19 protein-coding genes are annotated in these 21,812 nt (G+C 70.9%); 13 read left to right on the top strand and 6 right to left on the bottom strand.

Going from position 1 to position 21,812, the window contains the following annotated elements; all coding sequences use genetic code 11:
* The first annotated feature begins 418 nt into the window (after positions 1 to 418).
* The 10 genes from ACX80W_RS15030 (at position 419) to ACX80W_RS14985 (ending at position 11,264) form a co-directional block, all read left to right on the top strand.
* Complete coding sequence (locus ACX80W_RS15030) at positions 419 to 2,479, top strand: hypothetical protein (RefSeq protein ID WP_459284669.1); 2,061 nt, start codon at positions 419 to 421, stop codon at positions 2,477 to 2,479.
* The gene (locus ACX80W_RS15025; protein WP_459284667.1) at positions 2,469 to 3,467 is read left to right on the top strand and encodes an HAD-IIA family hydrolase; all 999 of its coding nucleotides are present in this window, start codon (positions 2,469 to 2,471) and stop codon (positions 3,465 to 3,467) included. The genes ACX80W_RS15030 and ACX80W_RS15025 overlap by 11 nt, the downstream gene beginning before the upstream one ends.
* A 46-nt stretch (positions 3,468 to 3,513) precedes the next feature.
* Positions 3,514 to 3,771: a hypothetical protein gene (locus ACX80W_RS15020; RefSeq protein WP_459284665.1), complete on the top strand. Its 258-nt coding sequence runs from the start codon at positions 3,514 to 3,516 to the stop codon at positions 3,769 to 3,771.
* Between the two features lie 3 nt (positions 3,772 to 3,774).
* Complete coding sequence (locus tag ACX80W_RS15015) at positions 3,775 to 4,611, top strand: TlyA family RNA methyltransferase (RefSeq protein ID WP_459284675.1); 837 nt, start codon at positions 3,775 to 3,777, stop codon at positions 4,609 to 4,611.
* The gene (locus ACX80W_RS15010) at positions 4,608 to 5,534 is read left to right on the top strand and encodes an NAD kinase (protein ID WP_459284663.1); all 927 of its coding nucleotides are present in this window, start codon (positions 4,608 to 4,610) and stop codon (positions 5,532 to 5,534) included. Before ACX80W_RS15015 ends, ACX80W_RS15010 begins: the two co-directional genes overlap by 4 nt.
* The gene (gene recN, locus ACX80W_RS15005) at positions 5,531 to 7,267 is read left to right on the top strand and encodes a DNA repair protein RecN (protein WP_459284660.1); all 1,737 of its coding nucleotides are present in this window, start codon (positions 5,531 to 5,533) and stop codon (positions 7,265 to 7,267) included. Before ACX80W_RS15010 ends, recN begins: the two co-directional genes overlap by 4 nt.
* Positions 7,264 to 8,967, top strand: a complete 1,704-nt coding sequence (gene pyrG / locus ACX80W_RS15000) for a CTP synthase (protein ID WP_459284658.1) — start codon at positions 7,264 to 7,266, stop codon at positions 8,965 to 8,967. Before recN ends, pyrG begins: the two co-directional genes overlap by 4 nt.
* 1 nt (position 8,968) lies before the next feature.
* Positions 8,969 to 9,652, top strand: a complete 684-nt coding sequence (locus ACX80W_RS14995; protein WP_459284656.1) for an NUDIX domain-containing protein — start codon at positions 8,969 to 8,971, stop codon at positions 9,650 to 9,652.
* 2 nt (positions 9,653 to 9,654) lie between these two features.
* On the top strand, positions 9,655 to 10,632 hold the full coding sequence (gene xerD / locus ACX80W_RS14990) for a site-specific tyrosine recombinase XerD (RefSeq protein ID WP_459284654.1): 978 nt from the start codon (positions 9,655 to 9,657) through the stop codon (positions 10,630 to 10,632).
* Between the two features lie 83 nt (positions 10,633 to 10,715).
* Positions 10,716 to 11,264 carry an 8-oxo-dGTP diphosphatase gene (locus ACX80W_RS14985; protein WP_459284652.1) on the top strand — a complete coding sequence of 183 codons (549 nt, stop codon included), beginning with the start codon at positions 10,716 to 10,718 and terminating at the stop codon, positions 11,262 to 11,264.
* Here the strand turns inward: ACX80W_RS14985 and ACX80W_RS14980 are convergent.
* The 6 genes from ACX80W_RS14980 to ACX80W_RS14955 form a co-directional block, all read right to left on the bottom strand.
* Entirely contained in the window at positions 11,261 to 12,424 is a 1,164-nt protein-coding gene (locus ACX80W_RS14980; protein WP_459284650.1) for a bifunctional 2-methylcitrate synthase/citrate synthase, read from the bottom strand. The two genes, ACX80W_RS14985 and ACX80W_RS14980, sit on opposite strands and share 4 nt — an antisense overlap.
* A 43-nt stretch (positions 12,425 to 12,467) precedes the next feature.
* Positions 12,468 to 13,373, bottom strand: coding sequence for a methylisocitrate lyase (gene prpB / locus ACX80W_RS14975; RefSeq protein ID WP_459284648.1), 906 nt, complete (start codon positions 13,371 to 13,373; stop codon positions 12,468 to 12,470).
* 11 nt (positions 13,374 to 13,384) lie between these two features.
* Positions 13,385 to 14,902 (bottom strand): MmgE/PrpD family protein, encoded by a 1,518-nt coding sequence (locus ACX80W_RS14970; RefSeq protein WP_459284646.1) that lies wholly within the window; start codon positions 14,900 to 14,902, stop codon positions 13,385 to 13,387.
* A 21-nt stretch (positions 14,903 to 14,923) separates the two neighbouring features.
* Complete coding sequence (locus tag ACX80W_RS14965; RefSeq protein WP_459284644.1) at positions 14,924 to 15,568, bottom strand: GntR family transcriptional regulator; 645 nt, start codon at positions 15,566 to 15,568, stop codon at positions 14,924 to 14,926.
* A gap of 126 nt (positions 15,569 to 15,694) precedes the next feature.
* Positions 15,695 to 16,402, bottom strand: coding sequence for a response regulator (locus ACX80W_RS14960; RefSeq protein ID WP_459284673.1), 708 nt, complete (start codon positions 16,400 to 16,402; stop codon positions 15,695 to 15,697).
* The gene (locus ACX80W_RS14955; protein WP_459284642.1) at positions 16,402 to 18,036 is read right to left on the bottom strand and encodes a sensor histidine kinase; all 1,635 of its coding nucleotides are present in this window, start codon (positions 18,034 to 18,036) and stop codon (positions 16,402 to 16,404) included. Before ACX80W_RS14955 ends, ACX80W_RS14960 begins: the two co-directional genes overlap by 1 nt.
* 214 nt (positions 18,037 to 18,250) lie before the next feature.
* On the opposite strand from ACX80W_RS14955, the gene ACX80W_RS14950 reads away from it, so the two are divergent.
* From ACX80W_RS14950 to ACX80W_RS14940, 3 genes are all read left to right on the top strand, one after another.
* On the top strand, positions 18,251 to 19,663 hold the full coding sequence (locus ACX80W_RS14950) for a cation:dicarboxylate symporter family transporter (RefSeq protein WP_459284671.1): 1,413 nt from the start codon (positions 18,251 to 18,253) through the stop codon (positions 19,661 to 19,663).
* A 271-nt stretch (positions 19,664 to 19,934) separates the two neighbouring features.
* Positions 19,935 to 20,819, top strand: a complete 885-nt coding sequence (locus tag ACX80W_RS14945) for a ParA family protein (RefSeq protein WP_459284640.1) — start codon at positions 19,935 to 19,937, stop codon at positions 20,817 to 20,819.
* A 12-nt stretch (positions 20,820 to 20,831) separates the two neighbouring features.
* A complete protein-coding gene (locus ACX80W_RS14940; protein ID WP_459284638.1) occupies positions 20,832 to 21,785 on the top strand; it encodes a segregation and condensation protein A in 954 nt (317 codons plus the stop codon).
* The last annotated feature ends 27 nt before the right edge of the window (positions 21,786 to 21,812 follow it).

Raw genomic sequence — 21,812 nt, 5'->3', positions numbered from 1 at the left:
CGCCGATGGTACTGCACCCGAGAGAGTGTGGGAGAGTAGGACACCGCCGGACCACCCGTACCAGTCGCAGGCCCCACCACCGGTGGGGCCTGCACTGCGTTAACCACCCCAACACGCCCAGCCAAACGCTCCCACCTGCACCGGTAGAGTCGGGGGCCCGAAGGACCGCCCCACAGGCGCCCCCAGCGGCACGGAGCTGCCACCAGGCTGCAGGCGCACCGCGCCGGCAGGGCCCGGACCGCGGCAGCGGCACAGCGTCCCGCCGGAGGGCAGGCGCCGGGGATCCATCGACCGGCGCCGTGCGGCGGGTCGAAGGCGTCCGTGGAACGTGATTGCATTGAAGCAAACGACTTATAGAACAATAGGGAACAGCGGAACGCGAGATGCGGCCGCTGTAGATGAGAGGATCTTCGCCGCCATGGCTGAGCAGGAACGCACGCACGGGGGCACCCCGGATAACGGAAGGCCGGCAGGCGAAGGAAGCCCGGGTAAATCCCAGGCCGCCGGCAAGCGGCATTCGTGGGGTTCGAAGGGGGCCGCCCCGCGGTCGTCGGCCGACGCCGGTGGCCGTGCCGAGGATTCCGGCGCCCCCAGGAGCAGCTCACCGCAGCGGCGGGGCCCCGTTTCCTCCCCGGGCAGCTCCGGCAACAGGTTTGGCGGGACAGCGCGGGGCCGTGACGGCGCCCGCGAGGGCCAGCGCGGATCGGATGACCGCGGGGGATACCGTGATGGAAACCGTGATGGAAACCGTGATGGAAACCGTGATGGAAACCGGGCTGGGGGCCGCGGGGAATACCGCGCAGGCGGCCGCCGGAATGCCGATGCGCCGTCGACCGGCGGCCGCTACGCTGACCGGCCCGGGCTCCGCCCGGAGGCTGGCAGTGAGGGGCGGAGCGGCACCCAGCGCGGTGCGGCAGGCCGCGGTACCGGCGAACAGCGCTCGGGTGGGGGCTACCGGGGAGGCGATTCCCGCGGTGCTCAGCTGAGGGGCGCGGCCTCACGGGGTGGTGCCTCCTCCGGAAACGCCTCAGACCGCCCCCGCAGCGGAGGTGCCGCAGGAGGGCGCGGCAGTGGCACGGCCGACCGCCCGTCATGGGCCAAGCGCACCGGCCAGGGTGAGGACCGGCGCCCCAGCGGGCCGCGGGAGGCTCCGCGCGGTGAGGGCCGGACCGGATCCCGCTTTGAGGACCGGCGGAATGGCCCCCGGGACGAGCGCGGCGGGAGCCGCGGTGCCGGTGCCCGGGGTGCCGACGAACGCGGCGGCGCACCCCGGCGGAGCTTCGGGGCCGGGGAGGGTGCCCGAAGCGGTCCGCCTGCAGGACCGCGCCCGCACAACGCCCGTGATCTGCGCAGCGCCAACCGGCCCGACCGGGAACGGTCGCCGGAAATCGACGAGGACGTCAAGGGGGACGAACTGGACCGGGTCACCCGCGCCCAGATCCGGAACCTTGAGGAGCGCAGCGCGCTGTGGGTCTCCCGCCACCTGGTGATGGCCGGACGCCTCCTCGCGGATGATCCCGAACTGGCGTTCCAGCATGCCCTTGCGGCAAGCAGGCGGGGTGGGCGGCTCGCGGCGGTGCGGGAGGCTGTAGGTCTCACGGCCTATGCCGCAGGCCACTATGGCGAGGCGCTGCGCGAATTCCGGACGTTCCGCCGGATCAGTGGTTCGAACGCCCACCTTCCCGTCATGGCGGACTGCGAACGCGGCCTCGGCCGGCCGGACCGGGCGCTTGACCTCGCCCGAAGCGAGGAGGCCGAGACCCTCGACGCGGCGGGCAAGGCCGAGCTCGCCATGGTCGTCTCCGGTGCGCGGGCCGATCTCGGTCAGCTCGACGCGGCCGTGGCCGCCCTGGAGATCCCGCAGTTGGATCTGCACCGCGCCTTCTCGTTCAGCCCGCGGCTGTTCCGGGCGTATGCGGACGCCCTGGATGCCGCCGGCCGCACCGGAGAGTCGGAAAAGTGGCGCAGGCAGGCCAAGGTGGCCGAATCCGCACTCGGGCTCGAGGATCCCGCCGAGCCCGACATCATCGATTTGCTGGGCGATGACGACAGTGAAGCCGTTGCCCGGCCGGTACCGACGGTGGCCGAGGTGCTCGGTCGGCCGCAGGGCCAGGCGGCCTCGGCGGATGGAACAGCAGGGGCACCCGATTCCGCGGACGAAACCGCGGACGAAACCGCGGACGTGACCGGGGATGTCTCCGGTGGGGGCCCGGGAGCATCCGATCGTGAGGGGGAGGATGTCCCGCCCGCTGCGGACAACGATTCCGCCAACGATCCCGACAGCGATTCGGACGGCGGCGAAGGTCCCGCACTGCCCGCTGCGGACAACGACGCGGACAACGACGCCGATAGCGACGCCGCCGACCCCGCTGGTGCAGCTCCGGGGGACGCGGCGGCCCCTTCGGGCACCGCAACGGGCGCTGGAGCTCCCAGCGGTTCCGCTCCGGTCCAGGCGGCCGAGGACTCCGTTGGAGGCTGACAAGGCACTGATCGGTTCCTATGACGCCGTGTTGTCGGACCTCGATGGCGTTGTCTACACGGGCCCCCACGCCCTCGGGGGCGCCGTGGAGGCGCTCACGAAGCTGGAGGAGGTGGGCGTCAAGCTCGCCTACATCACCAACAACGCGTCGCGTTCGGCCGAGGATGTCGCCGAGCACCTGCGCAGCCTCGGGGCGCCGGCCCGGGGCGACCAGGTCTTCGGTTCAGCCCTCGCCGGCGCCGAGCTTTTGGCCGGGCTCGTCCCGGCGGGGGCGAAGGTGCTGGTGACCGGCAGCAGGACCCTCGCCGAGGCGGTGCGCAGCCAGCACCTCCTGCCGGTCGCCTCCGCCGAGGATGGGCCCGACGCCGTCATTCAGGGCTTTTCCCCGGAGCTCGGCTGGAAGGACCTCGCGGAGGCCTCCTACGCCATCGCGGCCGGAGCGGTCTGGGTGGCGACGAACACGGACATGTCGATCCCGCAGGCCCGCGGCATCGCCCCCGGCAATGGATCGCTCGTAGCCGCCGTCGCGGCCGCCACCGGCAAAGTGCCGGTGGTGGCCGGGAAGCCCGAGGCTCCGCTGTTCACCACGGCGGCACGCCACCTTGGGTCCGAGCGCCCGCTCGTCGTCGGCGACCGCCTCGACACCGACATCCTCGGCGGGAACCGGGCAGGCATGGACACGGCACTGATCCTGACGGGCGTGGACTCGGTGCGCACCGCGCTTGCCGCGACCGCAGCCGAACGGCCCACTTTCCTGCTGGCCGACCTGGGTGGGCTGTACGAGGCGTACCCTCCCGTGACGGCCGCCGACGGCGCCTACGCCTGCGGCAGCGCATCGGCCCGGGTCGAGTCAGGCTCAGTCCGGGTCGATGGAAGCGAAGCCAGCCTCGACGCCTGGCGTGCCGCCTGCGCCGCCTGGTGGGCGGCCGCCCCCGGGCTGGAGACGGCGCGGATGCCGGAGATCCGCTTCACCGGCGCCGCAGGCTGACCGCGGGGGAGCGCCGATGAGGTCAGAACCGACGAAGGGAACAGGTGTGCACGAAGAGACCGGCGGAGTGTCCGCCGATTCAGCCCAGGGTGCCCGGGAACACCCGGCCGGCGATCCGGGGGAAGCCTCCGGTACCCGTACCGGGGCCGCCGCGCCGCCGGAGGTGCCCCCGACCGGTGATGCCGGCGTCGACGCCGTACTCGGCCGGCTCGCCGACCTCGACGGGCAGCCGGTGGGCGCCCACGCGGGGTTCTACACCTCGGTGCATGACGCCCTGCTCACCGAACTCAACCCGGAGGGCTGAACCCTGGGACGCCTCGACCAGGAACTCGTCGCCCGCGGGCTGGCACGCTCACGGTCCCACGCCGCCCAGCTCATCGCCGCCCGGCGGGTCTTCCGCGCCGGCGAGGTGATGCTCAAGGCCTCCGCCGCCGTCTCCGGGAGCCAGGACCTCACGGTGGCCGATGCCGGACCCGAGTTCGTGAGCCGTGCCGGCCACAAGCTCGCCGGGGCGCTCTCCGCCTTCCCGGACGTCCTGGTCGCCGGCCGGCGCTGCCTGGATGCCGGAGCCTCAACCGGAGGATTCACCGACGTGCTCCTGCGGGCCGGCGCCCGCGAGGTGGCCGCGGTGGACGTCGGCCACGGGCAGCTGGTGCAGGTGCTGCGGGAGGATCCCCGCGTCCACGTGTTCGAAGGGCTGAACGTCCGTTACCTCGACCCCGGGGACATCGGCGGACCGGCCGAGCTCACGGTGGCCGACCTGTCCTTCATCTCCCTGAGGCTGGTGATCCGCCCGCTCGCCGCGGCGACGGTGCCCGGCGGAGACCTGGTAGTGATGATCAAGCCCCAGTTCGAGGTCGGCCGCAGCGCCCTGAACGGCCAGGGCGTGGTGACCTCCGACGTCCACCGGAGGCGCGGCGTGCACGGCGTGGTCCGCGAAGCGCTGGCCTGCGGGCTCGAGGTGCAGGGCCTTGAGCAGAGCTCCCTGCCGGGCCAGGACGGAAATCTCGAGTACTTCCTGTGGGCAAGGGTGCCCCATCGGGCAATCGACCCTAGGATCGAAGAGGACCTGGACCGCCTGACCGACGGGCTGCTCGCCTCGAGCGCCGCATTCAGGGCGAAAGACAACGACGGAGCTGAATGACTAGGAAAATTCTGGTGCTCGCGCATACCGGCAGGCAGGACGCCATCGCGGCCGCCCAGCAGGCATGCACACGGCTCTCGGCCCTCGGGCTCACCCCCGTCATGCGGCCCGAGGAGATCGCCGGGCTGCGCACCGCCTACGGCGCCCTCGCGGCACCGGCCGAAACCCTGGGCGACGACGTCGCCCTCGACGGCATCGAGCTTGTCATGGTCCTTGGCGGTGACGGCACCATCCTGCGCGCGGCCGAACTGGTGCGCGCCGTCGAGATCCCGCTCCTGGGCGTGAACCTCGGCCACGTCGGCTTCCTCGCGGAGAGCGAACGCGCCGACCTCGACGAAGCGGTCCGCTGGGTCGCCGAACGCGACTACAGCGTCGAGGAACGGATGACAATCGAGGTCGCCGCCTGGCAGGGGGACACCCTGCTCGGGGAGACCTGGGCGCTCAATGAAGCCGCCATCGAAAAGGCGAACCGGGAGCGCATGATCGAGGTCGTCATCGAGGTCGACGGCCTGCCCGTCAGCTCCTTCGGATGCGACGGCATCGTGCTCGCAACCCCCACCGGGTCCACCGCCTACGCCTTCTCCGCCGGGGGCCCCATCGTCTGGCCCGAGGTTGAGGCGCTGTTGATGGCCCCCATCAGCGCCCACGCGCTCTTCGCGAAACCGCTGGTCGTGGCCCCGACGTCGGTGCTGGCGGTCGAGCTCTTGACGCGCACCGACGCCTGGGGCGTGCTCTGGTGCGACGGGCGCCGCAGCATCGACCTTCCACCCGGCGCCAGGGTGGAGGTCCGGCGCTCCGAGCACCCCGTCCGGCTCGCCCGGACCCGCCAGACCCCCTTCTCGGAACGGCTCGTCCAGAAGTTCCAGCTGCCCATCCAGGGGTGGCGCGGCCCCGTCGCCCACAGCGGAGGACGGCTCCCATGATCGAGGAGATGCGCATCCGCGACCTCGGGGTCATCAGCGACGCGACGCTGACCCTCGGCCCGGGACTCACCGTCGTCACCGGCGAGACCGGCGCGGGAAAGACAATGGTCATCACCGCCCTGGGCCTCCTGCTCGGTGCGCGCTCGGACGCCGGCTCCGTCCGCCTGGGGGCGAAGTCGGCCTCGGCCGAAGCCATCGTGCGGCTCGAACGGGGCAGCCCGATCGCCGAGCGGGCGGTGGAGGCCGGGGCGGTCCTCGAGGAATTCGACGGAGGCGCCGAACTGATCCTGGCGCGCACGGTGACCAGCGAGGGCCGCAGCCGGGCCTATGTGGGCGGCAGGACCGCCCCGGTGGGGGTGCTGGCCGAGCTCGGCGAGCACCTCGTCGTCGTGCACGGGCAGTCCGACCAGCTGCGGCTCAAGGGCGCCGCAGCCCAGCGCGGGGCCCTCGACAAGTTCGGCGGGCCCGGGCTCGCGGCCGCACTCGAAACCTATGCAGCGAACTACCACCGGTGGCGCGGCGCCATCGCGGAACGGAACCGGCTCCAGAGCGAGGCGCGGGAGCGGGCGCGGGAGGCCGAAAACCTGACGGCCGCCCTGGCGGAGATCGACGAGGTCGACCCCCAGCCGGGGGAGGACGTTGCGCTGAAGGCCGACTCGATGCGCCTTGGCAACGTTGAGGAACTGCGGACAGCGGCCATGACCGCCCACGCCGCGCTCGTCTCCGAGGACTTCGGGGCGGCCGTGGACGCCGTCTCCCTGGTCGACGAGGCCAAACGCCAGCTTGAGGGCGTGGCCGAGCACGACCAGGAGCTCGAGACCCTCGCCGGCCGGCTGGCCGAGGTGGGGTACCTGCTCGCCGACATCTCCGGGGAGCTCGCCGCGTATGGCACGGCCCTTGAGGGCGAGGGCCCGGCCCGGCTGGCCGAGGTGGAGGCCCGCCGCGCCGCGCTTGCCGTGCTCGTGCGGAAGTACGCGCCGAGCATCGACGAGGTGCTGCAGTGGCGCCAGGACAGCGCCCTGCGCCTCGAGGAACTCACCGGGGATTCCTCCCGCGTCGAGGAGCTCGAAGCGGAAATCGAGGAGCTCGACGCCGTGGTGCGCGCCGGCGCGGCCGCCGTTTCCGCGCTGCGGCAGGAGGCGGCGCAGCGGCTCGCGGAGCGGGTCAGCGATGAGTTAAGCGCCCTCGCCATGCCCAACGCCACCCTGCTCATCGAGGTTTCCCCGGCGGATTCGCTGTCGGCCCACGGCGGCGACGACATCACCTTCAACCTCCGCCCGCATCCAGGATCGGCGCCCCGGCCGCTGGGGAAGGGCGCCTCCGGCGGCGAGCTTTCCCGTGTGATGCTCGCCATCGAGGTGGTGCTGGCCGCCGTCGACCCGGTGCCCACGTTCGTCTTCGACGAGGTGGACGCCGGTGTGGGCGGAAAGGCGGCGGTGGAGATCGGCCGGCGGCTGGCGATGCTCGCTCAGCACGTCCAGGTCATCGTCGTGACCCACCTGCCGCAGGTGGCGGCGTTCGCCGCACGCCATGTCCGCGTGACGAAGAACGTCCATTCGGCCGGCGGCGACGGGGAGGACGGCGGGTTCACGGCAAGCGATGTGCAGGTGCTGCCCGAGGCCGAGCGCGTGCGCGAACTCGCCCGAATGCTTGCGGGCCAGGAGGACTCAGCCTCCGCCCGCGCCCATGCCGAGGAACTCCTCGCGGATGCGGCGCGGACCACTTCCAGATGATAGGCTCGAACTCCGTGGTGCAGCAAACAAACTCCCGGTTCCCAAAGTCCGCCAAGACGACCAAGCACATCTTCGTGACTGGTGGCGTCGCCTCCTCCCTCGGTAAGGGACTGACGGCGTCAAGCCTCGGTCACCTGCTTCGGGCACGGGGACTCGCCGTCACCATGCAGAAGCTTGATCCCTACCTCAATGTCGATCCCGGCACGATGAACCCGTTCCAGCACGGGGAGGTCTTCGTCACCGAGGACGGCGCCGAAACCGACCTCGACATCGGCCATTACGAGCGGTTCCTCGACGAGAACCTCGACGGCTCGGCGAACGTGACCACGGGCCAGGTCTACTCGAGCGTCATCGCCAAGGAACGCCGCGGCGAATACCTCGGCGACACCGTGCAGGTCATCCCGCACATCACCGACGAGATCAAGCGGCGCATGCGCCTGCCGGCCGAACCGGTGGCCCTGAAGAAGGTGCCCGACGTCATCATCACCGAGATCGGCGGCACGGTCGGCGACATCGAATCCCAGCCGTTCCTCGAATCGGCCCGCCAGGTCCGCCAGGACATCGGGCGCAACAACGTCTTCTTCCTCCACGTCTCGCTGGTTCCGTACATCGGGCCCTCCCAGGAGCTGAAGACCAAGCCGACCCAGCACTCGGTGGCGATGCTGCGCTCCATCGGCATCCAGCCCGACGCCATCGTGATCCGCTCGGACCGCGAGGTGCCGCTGGCGATGCGCGAGAAGATCGGGCGCATGTGCGACGTCGACATCGACGCCGTCGTCAACGCCGCCGACGCCCCCAGCATCTACGACATCCCCAAGACCCTTCACAAGCAGGGCCTCGACGCGTACATCGTCCAGGCGCTCGACCTGAAGTTCAAGGACGTCAACTGGACCAAGTGGAACAAGCTCCTCGACGCGGTGCACAACCCCAAGCACCAGGTCGAGGTGGCCCTGGTCGGCAAGTACATCGACCTGCCCGACGCCTACCTGTCGGTCACCGAGGCGCTGCGTGCCGGCGGCTTCGCCAACAAGGCCAAGGTCAACATCCGCTGGGTTCCCTCGGATGAGTGCGACACCCCGGCGGGCGCCAAGAAGGCACTGGCGGGCGTGGACGCCATCTGCGTCCCGGGCGGCTTCGGCATCCGCGGGCTCGAGGGCAAGCTGGGCGCCCTGCTGTACGCCCGGGAAAACAAGATCCCCACCCTGGGCCTGTGCCTCGGGCTGCAGTGCATGGTGATCGAATACGCCCGCAACGTCGTGGGCCTCGAGAACGCATCCTCCAGCGAATTCGAACCCGACACCAAGTTCCCCGTAATCGCGACGATGGCCGAGCAGCTTTCCATCGTGGCGGGGGAGGGCGACATGGGCGGCACCATGCGCCTTGGCCTCTGGGAGGCGCGCCTCGACGAGGGGTCCGTCGTCGCGGAAACCTACGGCAGGACCACGGTGACCGAGCGCCACCGCCACCGCTACGAGGTGAACAACGAATACCGCGCCCAGATCGCCGAGGCCGGGCTTGTCTTCTCGGGCACCTCGCCGGACGGCAAGCTGGTGGAGTTCGCCGAACTCCCGCGGGAGGTCCACCCGTACTACGTCTCCACCCAGGCCCACCCCGAGCTGAGCTCGCGGCCCACCCGGCCGCACCCGCTCTTCGCGGGCCTGGTGAAGGCCGCGCTCGACCTCCGGGGTGCCAAGGCCTGACATGAGCGATTCCCCCGCGGCCGGCCGCTTCTCCGATGCACAGAGCCCGCGCAGGCTCCACGGCTCCGCCGTGGTCCACCGCGGGTACGTCTGGGACGTCGTCCAGGAGACCTTCAGCCTTGACGACGGCGGGGAGCGGATCACCCGGGAGTACCTCGACCACCCCGGTGCGGTGGCGGTGCTGGCCATGGATGAGCAGGACCGCATCCTGCTCATCCGCCAGTACCGCCATCCGGCCCGGATGGTGCTGTGGGAAATTCCCGCCGGGCTGCTCGATGAGCCCGGGGAGGACTTCGTGGAGGCCGCGGCGCGGGAACTTGCGGAGGAGGCCGACCTGACCGCCGGCCGGTGGAACGTGCTGGCCGACATCTTCATGTCCCCCGGGTCCTCGAGCGAGGCCCTGCGGATCTACCTGGCCCGCGGCATCGGCTCCGTGCCCGACGCCGACCGGCACACCCGCACCCACGAGGAGGCGGAGATCGAGCTGCTGTGGGTCGGCCTCGACGACGCCGTCGCGGCGGTCCTCGAGGGCCGCATGCACAGCCCGTCGGCTGCGGCAGCCGTCCTGGCGGCCCACGCCGCCCGCGCCGACGGCTACTCACGCCTCCGGCCCGCGGACGCGCCCTGGCCGGAACACCCAAGCCAGCACCGCACCTGGCCGCACGGTGCGGTCCTGCGGGACTGAACGTGCCGGCAGCAGCGGAGAAAACCGCAGGGGACGAGTTCCAGGCCACCCGGCCGGGCCGGCGGATCAACGAATACCTCCAGCACATGGCCGTGGAGCGCGGCCTCTCCGCGAACACCCTCGCCGCCTACCGGCGTGACCTGCTGCGCTACCACCGCTTCCTGCAGGCCAACGGCATCGACGAGATCTCACGCATCACCCGCCAGGATGTGACCGGTTTCGCCCAGGCCGTCGCGACCGGCTCGGACGGCCAGTCGCCGCTGAGCCCGAGGTCGGCGGCCCGCACGGTCGTGGCCGTGCGCGGGCTGCACCGCTTCTGGGCCCTGGAGGGGATGAGCGAGGCCGACCCCGCCCGGGACGTCCATCCACCGGCCGCCGGGCAGCGCCTCCCCAAGGCCATCTCGGTCGACGAAGTCTTCCGCATCCTGGAGGCTGTCGACACCTCGACCCCCTCGGGCCAGCGCGACCGGGCCCTGCTCGAATTCCTCTATTCGACCGGGGCGCGGATCAGCGAGGCGGTCGGGCTCGACGTCGACGACGTGTCGGTCGATCAGGCGCTCAGCGGCCCCGCCGTCGTGCGGCTGTTCGGCAAGGGATCCAAGGAACGGCTCGTGCCGCTGGGCTCCTACGCGGCCAAGGCCATCGACTCCTACCTGGTGCGGGGACGGCCGGCCCTGTCCGCCAAGGGCAAGGGCGGGCCGGGCCTGTTCCTGAACATGCGCGGCGGCCGGCTGAGCCGGCAGAGCGCGTGGTCCATCCTGAAGGCCGCGGCCGAGAAGGCCCAGGTCACCCGGGAGGTCTCACCGCACACCCTGCGGCACTCCTTCGCAACCCACCTGCTCGAAGGCGGTGCCGACGTCCGCGTGGTGCAGGAGCTGCTCGGCCACGCCTCCGTGACCACCACGCAGGTCTACACGCTCGTGACCGCCGAGACGCTGCGCGAAGTGTACGCGGCCTCCCACCCCCGGGCCTTCGGCTGAACGGGGCGCCGGTGCCTTCAATCCGGGGTTCTGCCGCCCTGCCACCCGACCGCCTGCCAGCCGCGTCCGCCCCTGAGGTGCCGGTGCCCGGCGAGCCCCTGCCGGCCGGCGCCTTCCGCCCGGTGGCCCTGTGCTTCCTGTTCCGGACCGCCAGCGGGCGCCCCGAGGTGCTGCTGGGACTGAAGCAGCAGGGGTTCGGCACCGGGCGCATCGTGGCCCTCGGCGGCAAGCTCGAACCCGGGGAGACCCCCGCCCAGGCCGCCGTGCGCGAGGTGGCCGAGGAATCCGGGCTCTCGGTGGAGGAGGCCGACCTCGGCTTCCTCGGCGAGGTGACCTGGGATTTCCCCGCGAACCCGGCCTGGAACATGCGGGCCTGGATCTTCACGGCCGAACGGTTCACCGGCGAGGCCGGCGCCAGCGACGAAATCACCCCCGAATGGTTCCCCGTGGCCGCCCCGCCGTGGGACGCGATGTGGGAGGACGCCGCCTACTGGCTGCCGCACGTGCTCGCCCGGGAGTCCTTCCGCGCCGACATCGTGCTCGACGCACACAGCGTCGGCGTGGCCTCCGCCGCCGTCACCCCCGCACTGAACGGCCGGCCGGCGGAGGCGCAGGACGGGCAGCGCCCCTAGGGGACGTGGCGTTCCTCCGGCCCGTTGTAGGCGCTCAGCGGCCGGATCAGTGAGTTGGACTCGAGCTGCTCCATGATGTGGGCGGTCCATCCGGTGATGCGGGCGGCGATGAACAGGGGAGTGAACATCTCCGTGTCGAACCCCATCAGGTGGTAGGTGGGTCCGGCCGGATAGTCGAGGTTCGGCTTGATCCCCTTGGCTTCATCCATGGCGACCTCGAGTCCGCGGTAGAGGCCGAGGATCTCCTCCCGGCCGTAGAAGCGGATCATGGCATCGAGCGAGGCCTTCATCGTCGGGACGCGCGAGTCGCCGTTCTTGTACACGCGGTGGCCGAAGCCCATCACCTTCTTTTTCTGGGCCAGGGCGTCCTCCATCCACGCCTTCGCCCGCGCCGCCGCGGACTCCGCCGGCTCGTCCTTGCGGATCCCGATCTCCTCGAAGGTGTGCATGACGGCTTCGTTCGCGCCGCCGTGCAGCGGGCCCTTCAGGGCGCCGATCGCACCGGTGACCGCCGAGTGCAGGTCCGAGAGGGTGGAGGTGATGACCCGGGCGGTGAAGGTCGAGGCGTTGAAGGAATGCTCGGCGTAGAGCACCATCGACACGTTGAAGGCCTCCACCACCTCGGGGGGCGCCTCCTCGCCGAAGGTCATCCACAGGAAATTCGCGGCGTAGCCGAGGTCGTCCCGCGGCTCCACCACGTCCAGCCCGCGCCGGCGCCGCTGGTCGTAGGCGACGACGGCGGGGAAGGCGGCGAACAGCGCGGCGGACTTCGCGAGGTTCGCCTCGCGGGAGTTGTCCCCGGCCAGCGGGTGCCCGGCGCCGAGGACCGACACCGCCGTCCGCCCGACGTCCATCGGGTGGCTGGTCAGCGGCAGCAGGTCGATGACCTTCCGGACGTTCCCGGGCAGGGCCCGGCCCGCGCGCTCAAGCACCGTGAACCCGGCCAGTTCGTCCCGGCCGGGCAGCTCACCGTGCCACAGCAGCCACGCGACCTCCTCGAAGGAGCACTTCGCGGCGAGCTCCTGCACCGGGTACCCCCGGTACAGCAGGGAGTTGGTCTCCGGGTTCACCTTCGAGACGGACGTGGTGTCGACAGTCACCCCGGCCAGGCCCTTGTGGATCTCGGGCGCGGCCGGCGGAGCTGGCTGGGTGCTGGTCAAATCGGACTCCTTCGGGTGGGGCGGGCGCTGGGCGGAACCTCCGCTAGGGCCCGTCGGGAACCTGGAAATTGAAGACAGAAGAATCAAACCGGTTGTAGCCCTCGTAGTCCACCAGTTCGTACAGGCGGGCGCGGGTCTGCATCCGGGGAACGGCCTGCTGCTGCGTGCCGTCGGCCCGGATGGTGTCCAGCGTACGCTCCGCGGCCCCCATGGCACTGCGCAGCAATGTCACCGGATAGATAACAATATTGACCCCCGCCGCCTGGAGCTGGTCGGCGGTGAACAGCGCGCTCTTGCCGAACTCGGTCATGTTGGCGAGGATCGGCACGTCGACGGCCGCCCGGATGGCGCTGAACTCCGCCAGGTCGCGCATGGCCTCGGGGAAGATCGCATCGGCGCCGGCGTCCACCAGCGCCCGGGCACGGTCCTGGGCGGCCCGGAGGGAGTCCGTGCCGCGGATATCGGTGCGGGCCATGACCAGGAAGTTCGGGTCGCGGCGCGCATCGGCCGCCGCCCGGATCCGTTTGGCGGCGGTGTCCAGGTCGACGACCTGCTTCCCGTCGAGGTGCCCGCACCGCTTGGGGTTGAACTGGTCCTCGATATGGCAGCCGGCCAGGCCGGCGTTCTCGAGCTCCTGCACGGTGCGTGCGACGTTCATGGGTTCTCCGAAGCCGGTGTCGGCGTCCACGATGGCCGGAAGGTCGGTCATCCGGGCGATCTGTCCGGCGCGCTGGGCCACCTCCGTGAGGGTGGTGAGGCCGATATCGGGAAGCCCGAGGTCGGCCGCGAGGACCGCCCCGGAGATGTAGACCCCCTGGAAGCCCTTGTCTTCGATCAGGCGCGCCGAGAGCGGGTTGAAGGCGCCGGGGAACTGCTGGAGGGTGCCGGAGGCGAGCCCGGCCCGCAATGCGGCCCGCTTCGCCTCGGGGGTGGTGGCTGAATACAGCACGGGGGTTCCTCCTAGAACAGGCCGGCGGGCGCGGCGGTGGTCTCGAGCAGGCCCGGGCGGGCCCGCAGGTTGAGCGAGTGCAGCGAGCCGGCGGGCAGGTCGGGGAGCTGCTCGACGACGCCCAGGAAGCGTTCGACCTCGGCCTCCTCGGCGACGCCGGCCGCCAGGGTGCGGAATTTCTCGATGTACTGGGCCCTGCCGAAGGGGCGGGCCCCCAGCGGGTGGGCATCGGCCACCGCGATCTCGTCGGTGACCACCCGGCCGTCAGCCAGGGTGATGTCGACGCGCCCGCCGAAGGCCTTCTCGCTGATGTCCAGGGAGTGGTAGCGGCGGGTCCACTCGGGGTCCTCGGTCGTCTCGACCTTCCGCCACAGCTCGACGGTGTCGGGCCGGTTGGCGCGCTCCGGGGCGTAGGAGCGCTCGTGGTGCCAGGCGCCGTCCTGGAGCGCCACGGCGAAGATGTACGGGATGGAGTGGTCGAGCGTCTCCCGGGAGGCCGCCGGGTCGTACTTCTGCGGGTCGTTGGCGCCCGAGCCGATGACATAGTGGGTGTGGTGGGAGGTGCTGAGGAGGATGCTGCGCACGTTGGCCGGGTCGGCGAGCTCCGGGTGGGCGGCGGAGAGGCGCCGGGCCAGGTCGATCCAGGCCTGCGCCTGGTATTCGGCGGAGTGTTCCTTGGTGTAGGTGTCGAGGATGGCCCGCTTCGGCTCGCCCAGGGAAGGCAGGGGCACCTCGTAGCGGGCGTCGGGCCCGTCGAGGAGCCAGGCGATCACGCCGTCCTCGCCCTCGTAGATGGGGGTGGGGGAGGTCTGCCCGCGCATCGCGCGGTCCACGGCCTCGATGGCCATCTTCCCGGCGAAGGCCGGCGCGTAGGCCTTCCACGTCGAAATCTCGCCCTTCCGGGACTGGCGCGTGGCGGTGGTTGTGTGCAGGGCCTGCCCGACGGCGTGGAAGATGGTGTCCGGGTCGAGCCCAAGGAGGGTGCCCAGCCCCGCGGCGGCCGCCGGGCCCAGGTGGGCCACATGGTCGATCTTGTGCCGGTGCAGGCTGATGGCCTTCACCAGGTCGACCTGGATCTCATACCCGGTCACGATGCCGCGCAGCAGCGCCTCCCCGGAGGCCCCGGTGTGCTGGGCCGCGGCGAGCAGGGGCGGGATGTTGTCCCCGGGGTGGGAGTAGTCGGCGGCCAGGAAGGTGTCATGGTAGTCGAGCTCGCGCACCGCCACCCCGTTGGCCCAGGCGGCCCATTCGGGGGAGGAGGGGGTGTCCACCCCGAACACCGAGGCGCCGTGTCCCGAGGCGGGAGCGCTGTGGCTGGCCGCCTGGGCCCGGGCGGCGGCCACCGGTGCCCGGGTGAGGGAGGCAAGCGCCACCGAGGCGTTGTCGATGATCCGGTTGATCACCATGTCGGTGGCCTCCGGGGTCACCGCCACCGGGTCGGCGGCGACCTGCGCGATCCGGTAGGCGAGCTGGCCCTCCTTGGGAAGGTTCTCTTCGCTGCGGTGGACCCGAACGGGGTGGAGCTCCATCGTTGTGTTCCTTTCGACGTTTCAGGCGGTACCCGGCCCGGAGTCCCGGAGCTGGTGAAGGCTGTTGTGCAGGTGGATCGTGACGGCCGCTTCGGCCAGGTCGGGGTTGCCCCGGGCCACCGCCTCGGCGATCTGGCGGTGTTCGGCGGCGGAGGCGAGCAGCCGGTGCGGATTGTCGCGGGCCAGCCGGCGCGTGCGCAGCAGATGCGTGCGGAGCTGGCGCTGGGCCTGCACGAGGTAGGGGTTGCCCGCCGCCTCATCGACGGCGGCGTCGAGGTCGGCGACCAGCCGGTAATAGGCCCCCTGGTCGGTGCCGCCGGAGGAGATCAGCGCCCCTGCGGCCCCGAAGCGTTCCGCGAGCGCGTCGAAGACCGCCGGGTCGCGCCGGGCTGCGGCGAGCCGGACGGCGGCGCATTCGAGGGGGAGCCGGACGTCGAAGAGGTCGCCGATGCCGGCCAGGGAGACCTCGGTCACCACCACCCCGCGCCCCGCGTGCGGGGCCGCCAGCCCCTCGGCCACGAGCCGCGAGAGGGCCTCCCGGAGCGGGGTGCGCGAGATGCCGAGCCGGCGGGCCTGTTCGACCTCGGCCAGCAGGGTGCCGGGGGTGAGGCGCCACTCAAGGATGTCCGTGCGCAGCGACCCGTAGGCCCTGTCACTGGCGCGCATCGGCTTCCCTCCAGGTGTTCCGGCGGCGGGTGCCACCTCCGCACAATGTATACATAGGCGAGGTCGAACGGCAAGGAGGGGCGATCCAGGCCCGATTCCGGCGCGCCTATGTATACAGCGGCGCCGTTACCGGGCCCAGCGGTACTCGAACTCGGGCCGGCCGCGGGTTCCGTAGCGCTGGCTGCGCCGGACCGACCGGCCGTCCGCCAGGTATTCGAGGTAGCGGCGGGCCGTCACCCTGGACAGGGCAAGGGTCTGTGCCACCTCGGCGGCCGAGATCGGGTCCTCCAACGATTTCAGCCGCGCGACGATGGCCCCGAGGGTTTCCTCCGACAGCCCCTTCGGCAGGCTTGTCGGGGCGGGCCGGCGCAGCGTGGCGAACGCCTGGTCGACCTCCGACTGCGTGGTGGAGGCGGCCTGGCCGGTGAGGTTGAGGCGGAACTCGCGGTAGGCGCCGAGCTTGTCATGGAACGCCGAATAGGTGAACGGTTTGATGAGGTACTGGACGATCCCCGCCGAAATGGCCGAGCGCACCACCTGCAGCTCCCGCACGGCGGTGATGGCGATGACATCGGTGGGAAGGCCGAGCCCGCGGATGCGGCGGAGGAGGTCGAGCCCGTGGGCGTCCGGGAGGTTCATGTCGAGCAGGATCAGGTCGATGCGGGGCCCGGGGCCCTCCGGGCTTCCGCCGCCGGTCGAGAGCAGGGCCATGGCTTCGGCGCCCGAGCGGGCAACCCCGGCCAGGGCGAAGCCGTCGAGGCGCCGGACATACTCGGCATGGGCGTCGGCGGCGATCGGGTCGTCCTCCACCACGAGGACGGCGATGGGTTCCATCATGGCTGGGTTTCCTTCGCGGGAGCGGGCGTGCCGGCCGGAGCCGGGAGGAACACCGTGAACCGGGCCCCGCCGTCGTTGTCGACCTCGAGGCTTCCCCCACGGCGCAGGACGGCCTGGCGCACGAGGGCGAGTCCGATGCCCCGGCTGCGGGCACCCGGATCCTTGGTGCTGAATCCCAGCTCGAAGATGCGGGAGCGCTCGCCGTCGGTGAGGCCCGGACCGCTGTCGTGGACGACGATCCGGACGCCCCCGGGCCCGGTCCCGGGATTGCCCAGGGTGAGGCGGACCCGGCGGCGGGTCGAGGCCGCCGCGGCGTCGATGGCGTTGTCGAGCAGGTTCCCGATGATCGTAATCAGGTCCCCCGGGTCGAGGCCCTGCGGGTCCACCGGGCCGTCGACGCCGATGTCCAGTTCCACGCCGCGCTCATTGGCCTGCGCCGCCTTGCCCACCAGGAGCGCGGCGATGAACGGTTCATCGACCGCCGCCACGACGGAATCCGTGAGCTGCTGGGACTGCTGGAGGTCGCGGGTGGCGAACTCGAGGGCCTCCGCCCGCCGGTCGAGTTCGATCAGGGACACGATGGTGTGCAGCCGGTTCGAATGCTCGTGGGTCTGGGCCCGCAGCGCGTCGGTCAGGGTGTGCATGGTCTGCAGCTCGCCGGTCAGGGACTCGATTTCGGTATGGTCCCTCAGCGTCGTCACCGTGCCCAGGGGCTGCCGTGCGGCCGGGTTCCCGCCGGTGGGCGGCACCGCCGGTTCCTGGTTGACGACAAGGACCCTGTCGGCGGTGGCGTGGACCTCGTCCCTGGCCTGCCGGCCGCTGGCCAGCAGGTCGCGCAGGGACCCCGGCACGGGGAGCTTCGCCGCATCCACCGGCGCCGTCGGCCTGGGCTCGGGCAGGTGCAGCAGGCGCGCTGCCTGGTCGTTATAGAGCACGAGCCGGCCCTGGCGGTCGGTCAGCAGCAGCCCCTCCCGGACCGAGTGGAGCACCGAGTCGTAGAACACGAACATGCGCGCGAGCTCATCGGTACCCATCCCCAGGGTCGCCTTCCGAAGCCGGCGGCTGAGCAGGTAGGACACGAGCGAGCCGAAGAGGAGCGAGGCGAGCGCTATCAGCACCACCAGCGGGAGCTGGGCATTGCGGGCGATCGCCACCCGGTCGAGGGTGACCCCCGCGGCGACCATCGCCACCACCGTGCCGCGCCGGTCCTCGACGGGTGCGATGGCGCGCACCGACGGCCCAAGGGTGCCCGTCGAGGTTTCGGTGTGGCTGCGGCCCGCCAGGGCCTGGTCCACCGAACCGATGTAGTGCCGGCCGATCTGGTCCGGGTTCCGGTGCGTGTACCGCGTGCGGTCCGGCGCCATGATGGTGATGAAGTCGATGCGCAGCTCGTCCATCAGCGACACCGCGTAGGGCTGCAGGACGGTGGTGGGGTCCGGCCGGTCCAGGGACTCCAGCACCGCCGGGTCCCGGGCGAGGGTTGACGCCACGGCAAGCATCCGCTCCGCCGAGGCGTCGTAGGCATCGCGTTCGGCGTCCATGTACAGCACGAAGGAGAGGCAGGTGGTCAGGGCCGCGATAAAGACAAGCTGGCCGAGAAAGAACTGCCGGGCGAGGCTCCACCGCTTCACTGGGTCACCAGACTCCTTCTCGACATCCGTCCGAGTCTAGCCCCGACGCCGCGACCAGTATGAACGCAAGGGTGACGCCTGTCACTTACGGGTCCACGATGGGGGGACAGAATTTTACCTACGGCCACCTGGCCCGAACACCGCGCGGCGAAGAACGGACTTCCCGCACGGTAGCGGCGGGGCGCCGCGACCGAACCAGGAGCAGACCATGGCTATGGCGACACCCTCGACCAGCGCTGAACCGGCAGCGCCGCGCAAACCGGCCGATCGGACCCACTTCCTCTACATCGCCGTCATCGCGGCGGTGATCCTCGGCGCGATCCTCGGCCTCGCCGCACCCGAATTCGCCAAGTCCCTCAAACCCCTCGGCACCGGCTTCATCGCCCTGATCAAGATGATGATCGCCCCCATCATCTTCTGCACGATCGTGCTGGGCATCGGTTCGATCGCCAAGGCGGCCACCGTCGGCAAGGTGGGCGGCCTCGCCCTGGGCTACTTCCTCCTGATGTCGACCTTCGCCCTGGCCATCGGCCTGGTGGTGGGCAACCTCATCGATCCGGGCGAGGGGCTCGACCTCGCCGGCGCCGCCTACGAGGCACCCGAGGGAGCGGAGGAAGCCTCCGGAACCGTCGACTTCCTGCTGGGTATCATTCCTCCGACCCTGCTTGCCTCGCTCACCGGCGAAAGCATCCTCCAGACCCTGTTCGTCGCGCTGCTCGTCGGCTTCGCACTGCAGAAGATGGGCGCCGCGGGCAAGCCGGTGCTCCGCGGCATCGGCCACATCCAGGCCCTGGTGTTCCGGATCCTCATCATGATTATGTGGCTTGCGCCCATCGGGGCGTTCGGAGCCATCGCGGCCGTGGTGGGGGAGACCGGCGTCCAGGCGATCATCAGCATGTTCACCCTCATGATCGCCTTCTACATCACCTGCGCCCTGTTCATCGTGGTCATCCTCGGGGGGCTCCTCAAGGTGGTCACCGGGGTCAATATCTTCAAGCTCATGCGCTACCTCGGCCGGGAGTACCTGCTGATCTTCTCGACCTCGTCCTCGGAGGCGGCCCTTCCCCGCCTGATCGCCAAGATGGAGCACCTTGGAGTGTCCCGGCCGGTGGTCGGTGTCACCGTGCCGACCGGCTACTCCTTCAACCTCGACGGCACCGCGATCTACCTCACCATGGCCGCCCTGTTCGTCGCCGAGGCGCTCGGCAAGCCGTTGGCCCTGGGTGAGCAGATCTCCCTGCTCGTCTTCATGATCATCGCCTCGAAGGGAGCGGCCGGCGTCACCGGCGCGGGCCTTGCCACCCTGGCCGGGGGGCTCCAGTCGCACCGCCCGGACCTCGTGGAGGGCGTCGGGCTCATCGTGGGCATCGACCGCTTCATGTCCGAGGCGCGCGCGCTGACCAACTTCACCGGCAACGCTGTGGCCACCGTGCTCATCGGCACCTGGACCCGCGAGATCGACCGCGCCCGGGTGGATGAGGTCCTCGAGAAGAGGCTGCCCTTCGACGAGGCCACCATGAACGCCAACCCGCACGCCTTCGATGACGAGGACGACGTCGAGGACGGTGTCGCCGTGGTGACGGCGCAGGCCGGCGCCGGCGACGCGGCGGCCCGGACCATCCGGTAATCAGAGGCGCCCGCCGCGTCCTCCGGGAGCACGACCCACCAGGAAGGCCTGTCCCACCGGGGCGGGCCTTCCCGCCGTCCGGGTGGTGTTCCAGGGCGGGGGCCGGGGAGCGGCACCGCCCGGGAACAACTCTCGACCTCAGGTTGAACCTCAAGGCTCGCGCCCCTCCGGCGTCTTGGTGCACCGGGGGCACGCCGGCCGGTTGTAACGTTGACCAGAGGATTAGTTTCGAAGCAAATGTAGAGATACAAACGGAAGCGTGGAGAAATACGTGAGTAGCGAACAGGGTTCCACAACTCTGCAGAACGCCACCCCCGAACTAGGGCCGACCGGACGTCCGGTGACCTTATTTCCCGAGCCGGCGGTTCTGGAGTCCCACGGCCCGGCCCGCATCATCGCCATGGTGAACCAGAAGGGCGGTGTCGGCAAGACGACGTCCACGATCAACCTCGGCGCAGCGCTCGCTGAGGCCGGCAGGCGCGTGCTGCTCGTCGACTTCGACCCCCAGGGGGCACTGTCCGCCGGCCTGGGAACCAATCCGCATGAACTCGACGTGACCGTGTACAACGTCCTGATGGACCGCAAGGTCGACATCCGGGACGCCATCCACGCCACGGCCTTCGACAACGTGGACCTGCTGCCGGCGAACATCGACCTCTCGGCGGCCGAGGTGCAGCTGGTCAACGAGGTCGCCCGTGAACAGGTGCTCGACCGGGCCCTGCGCAAGGTGTCTGACGATTACGACGTCATCCTGATCGACTGCCAGCCCTCGCTCGGGCTGCTCACCGTCAATGCGCTGACCGCCGCCCACGGCGTGATCATCCCGCTGATCTGTGAATTCTTCGCCCTCCGCGCCGTCGCACTGCTGGTGGAGACAATCGAGAAGGTCCAGGACCGGCTCAACCCGAGGCTGCAGGTGGACGGGGTGCTCGCGACCATGTACGACGCGCGGACCCTCCACAGCCGGGAGGTCATCGCGCGGCTCGTCGAGGCCTTCGGCGAGAAGGTCTTCGAGACCGTCATCAAGCGCACCATCAAGTTCGCGGACGCCACGGTGGCCGCCGAGCCGATCACCACCTATGCCGGCAACCATCCGGGGGCCGACGCCTACCGCAGGCTGGCCAAGGAGCTCATCGCCAGGGGCGGCGCTCCCTGATGATCCGCCGCCATGGGCAGCGCGGCTGAGGGCATGCAGCAGGCTCCGCCGCTGACCGCGGGGCCGCCGGACACCGCGCCGGCGGCAGGAAAGCCGGTCTTCGAGGTCCGCCTCACGAACTTCACCGGGCCCTTCGACCTGCTGCTGGGACTGATCGGCAAACGTGAACTCGACATCACGGAGATCGCCCTCGCGGAGGTCACCGACGAGTTCATCGCCCACATCCGCCGGATGCAGGCCGAGCACGGTTCCTGGGCGCTCGATGAGGCGAGCGAGTTCCTCGTTGTGGCCGCCACCCTGCTCGACCTCAAGGCGGCACGGCTGCTTCCGCGCGGCGAGGTGGAGGACGATGAGGACATCGCCCTGCTCGAGGCCCGCGACCTGCTCTTCGCGCGCCTGCTCCAGTACCGGGCGTTCAAGGAGATCTCGCGGCAGCTCGCCGAACGGTTCGAGGTCGAAGGCGACCGGTATCCGCGCGACACGCCGCTGGAGCCGCAGTTCGCCGCAATGCTGCCCGAACTGATCTGGACGACCACGGCCGAGGACCTCGCGGCACTGGCGGCGGTGGCACTGCGGCCCCGCGAGGCGGTTCCGACGGGTGTGCGGGTTGACCACCTCCATGGGTCGGCCGTCAGCGTCCGGGAGCAGGCGGGCCTGTTGGAGGCCCACCTGCGGAACGCCGGATCGCTGTCCTTCGGGGAGCTCATCGCCGACGCCGAGGAGACCCTCGTGGTTGTCGCACGGTTTTTGGCCCTCCTCGAGATGTTCCGGGACGGGGTGATTTCCTTCGACCAGGATGCACCGCTCGGGGAGCTCCGCGTGCAGTGGTCGGGCGGGGACACGGCCTGGTCCGGGATCCGCGCCGCCGACGAATACGGACCGGAGTCACCGGGACCCGGTACCGTGGAGCCGGCGCCGGCTGTGGGCGGCGGTCCCCTTGAGCCGGATGGGGCCCCCCGAACGTGACGCTCCCACCCCCGGCACGCCCACCGG

It is taken from the genome of Arthrobacter melezitosi, from assembly GCF_054511055.1.
Note: the sequence above shows the minus strand (reverse complement) of the source record. Positions and strands in the feature narration are given on the sequence as shown.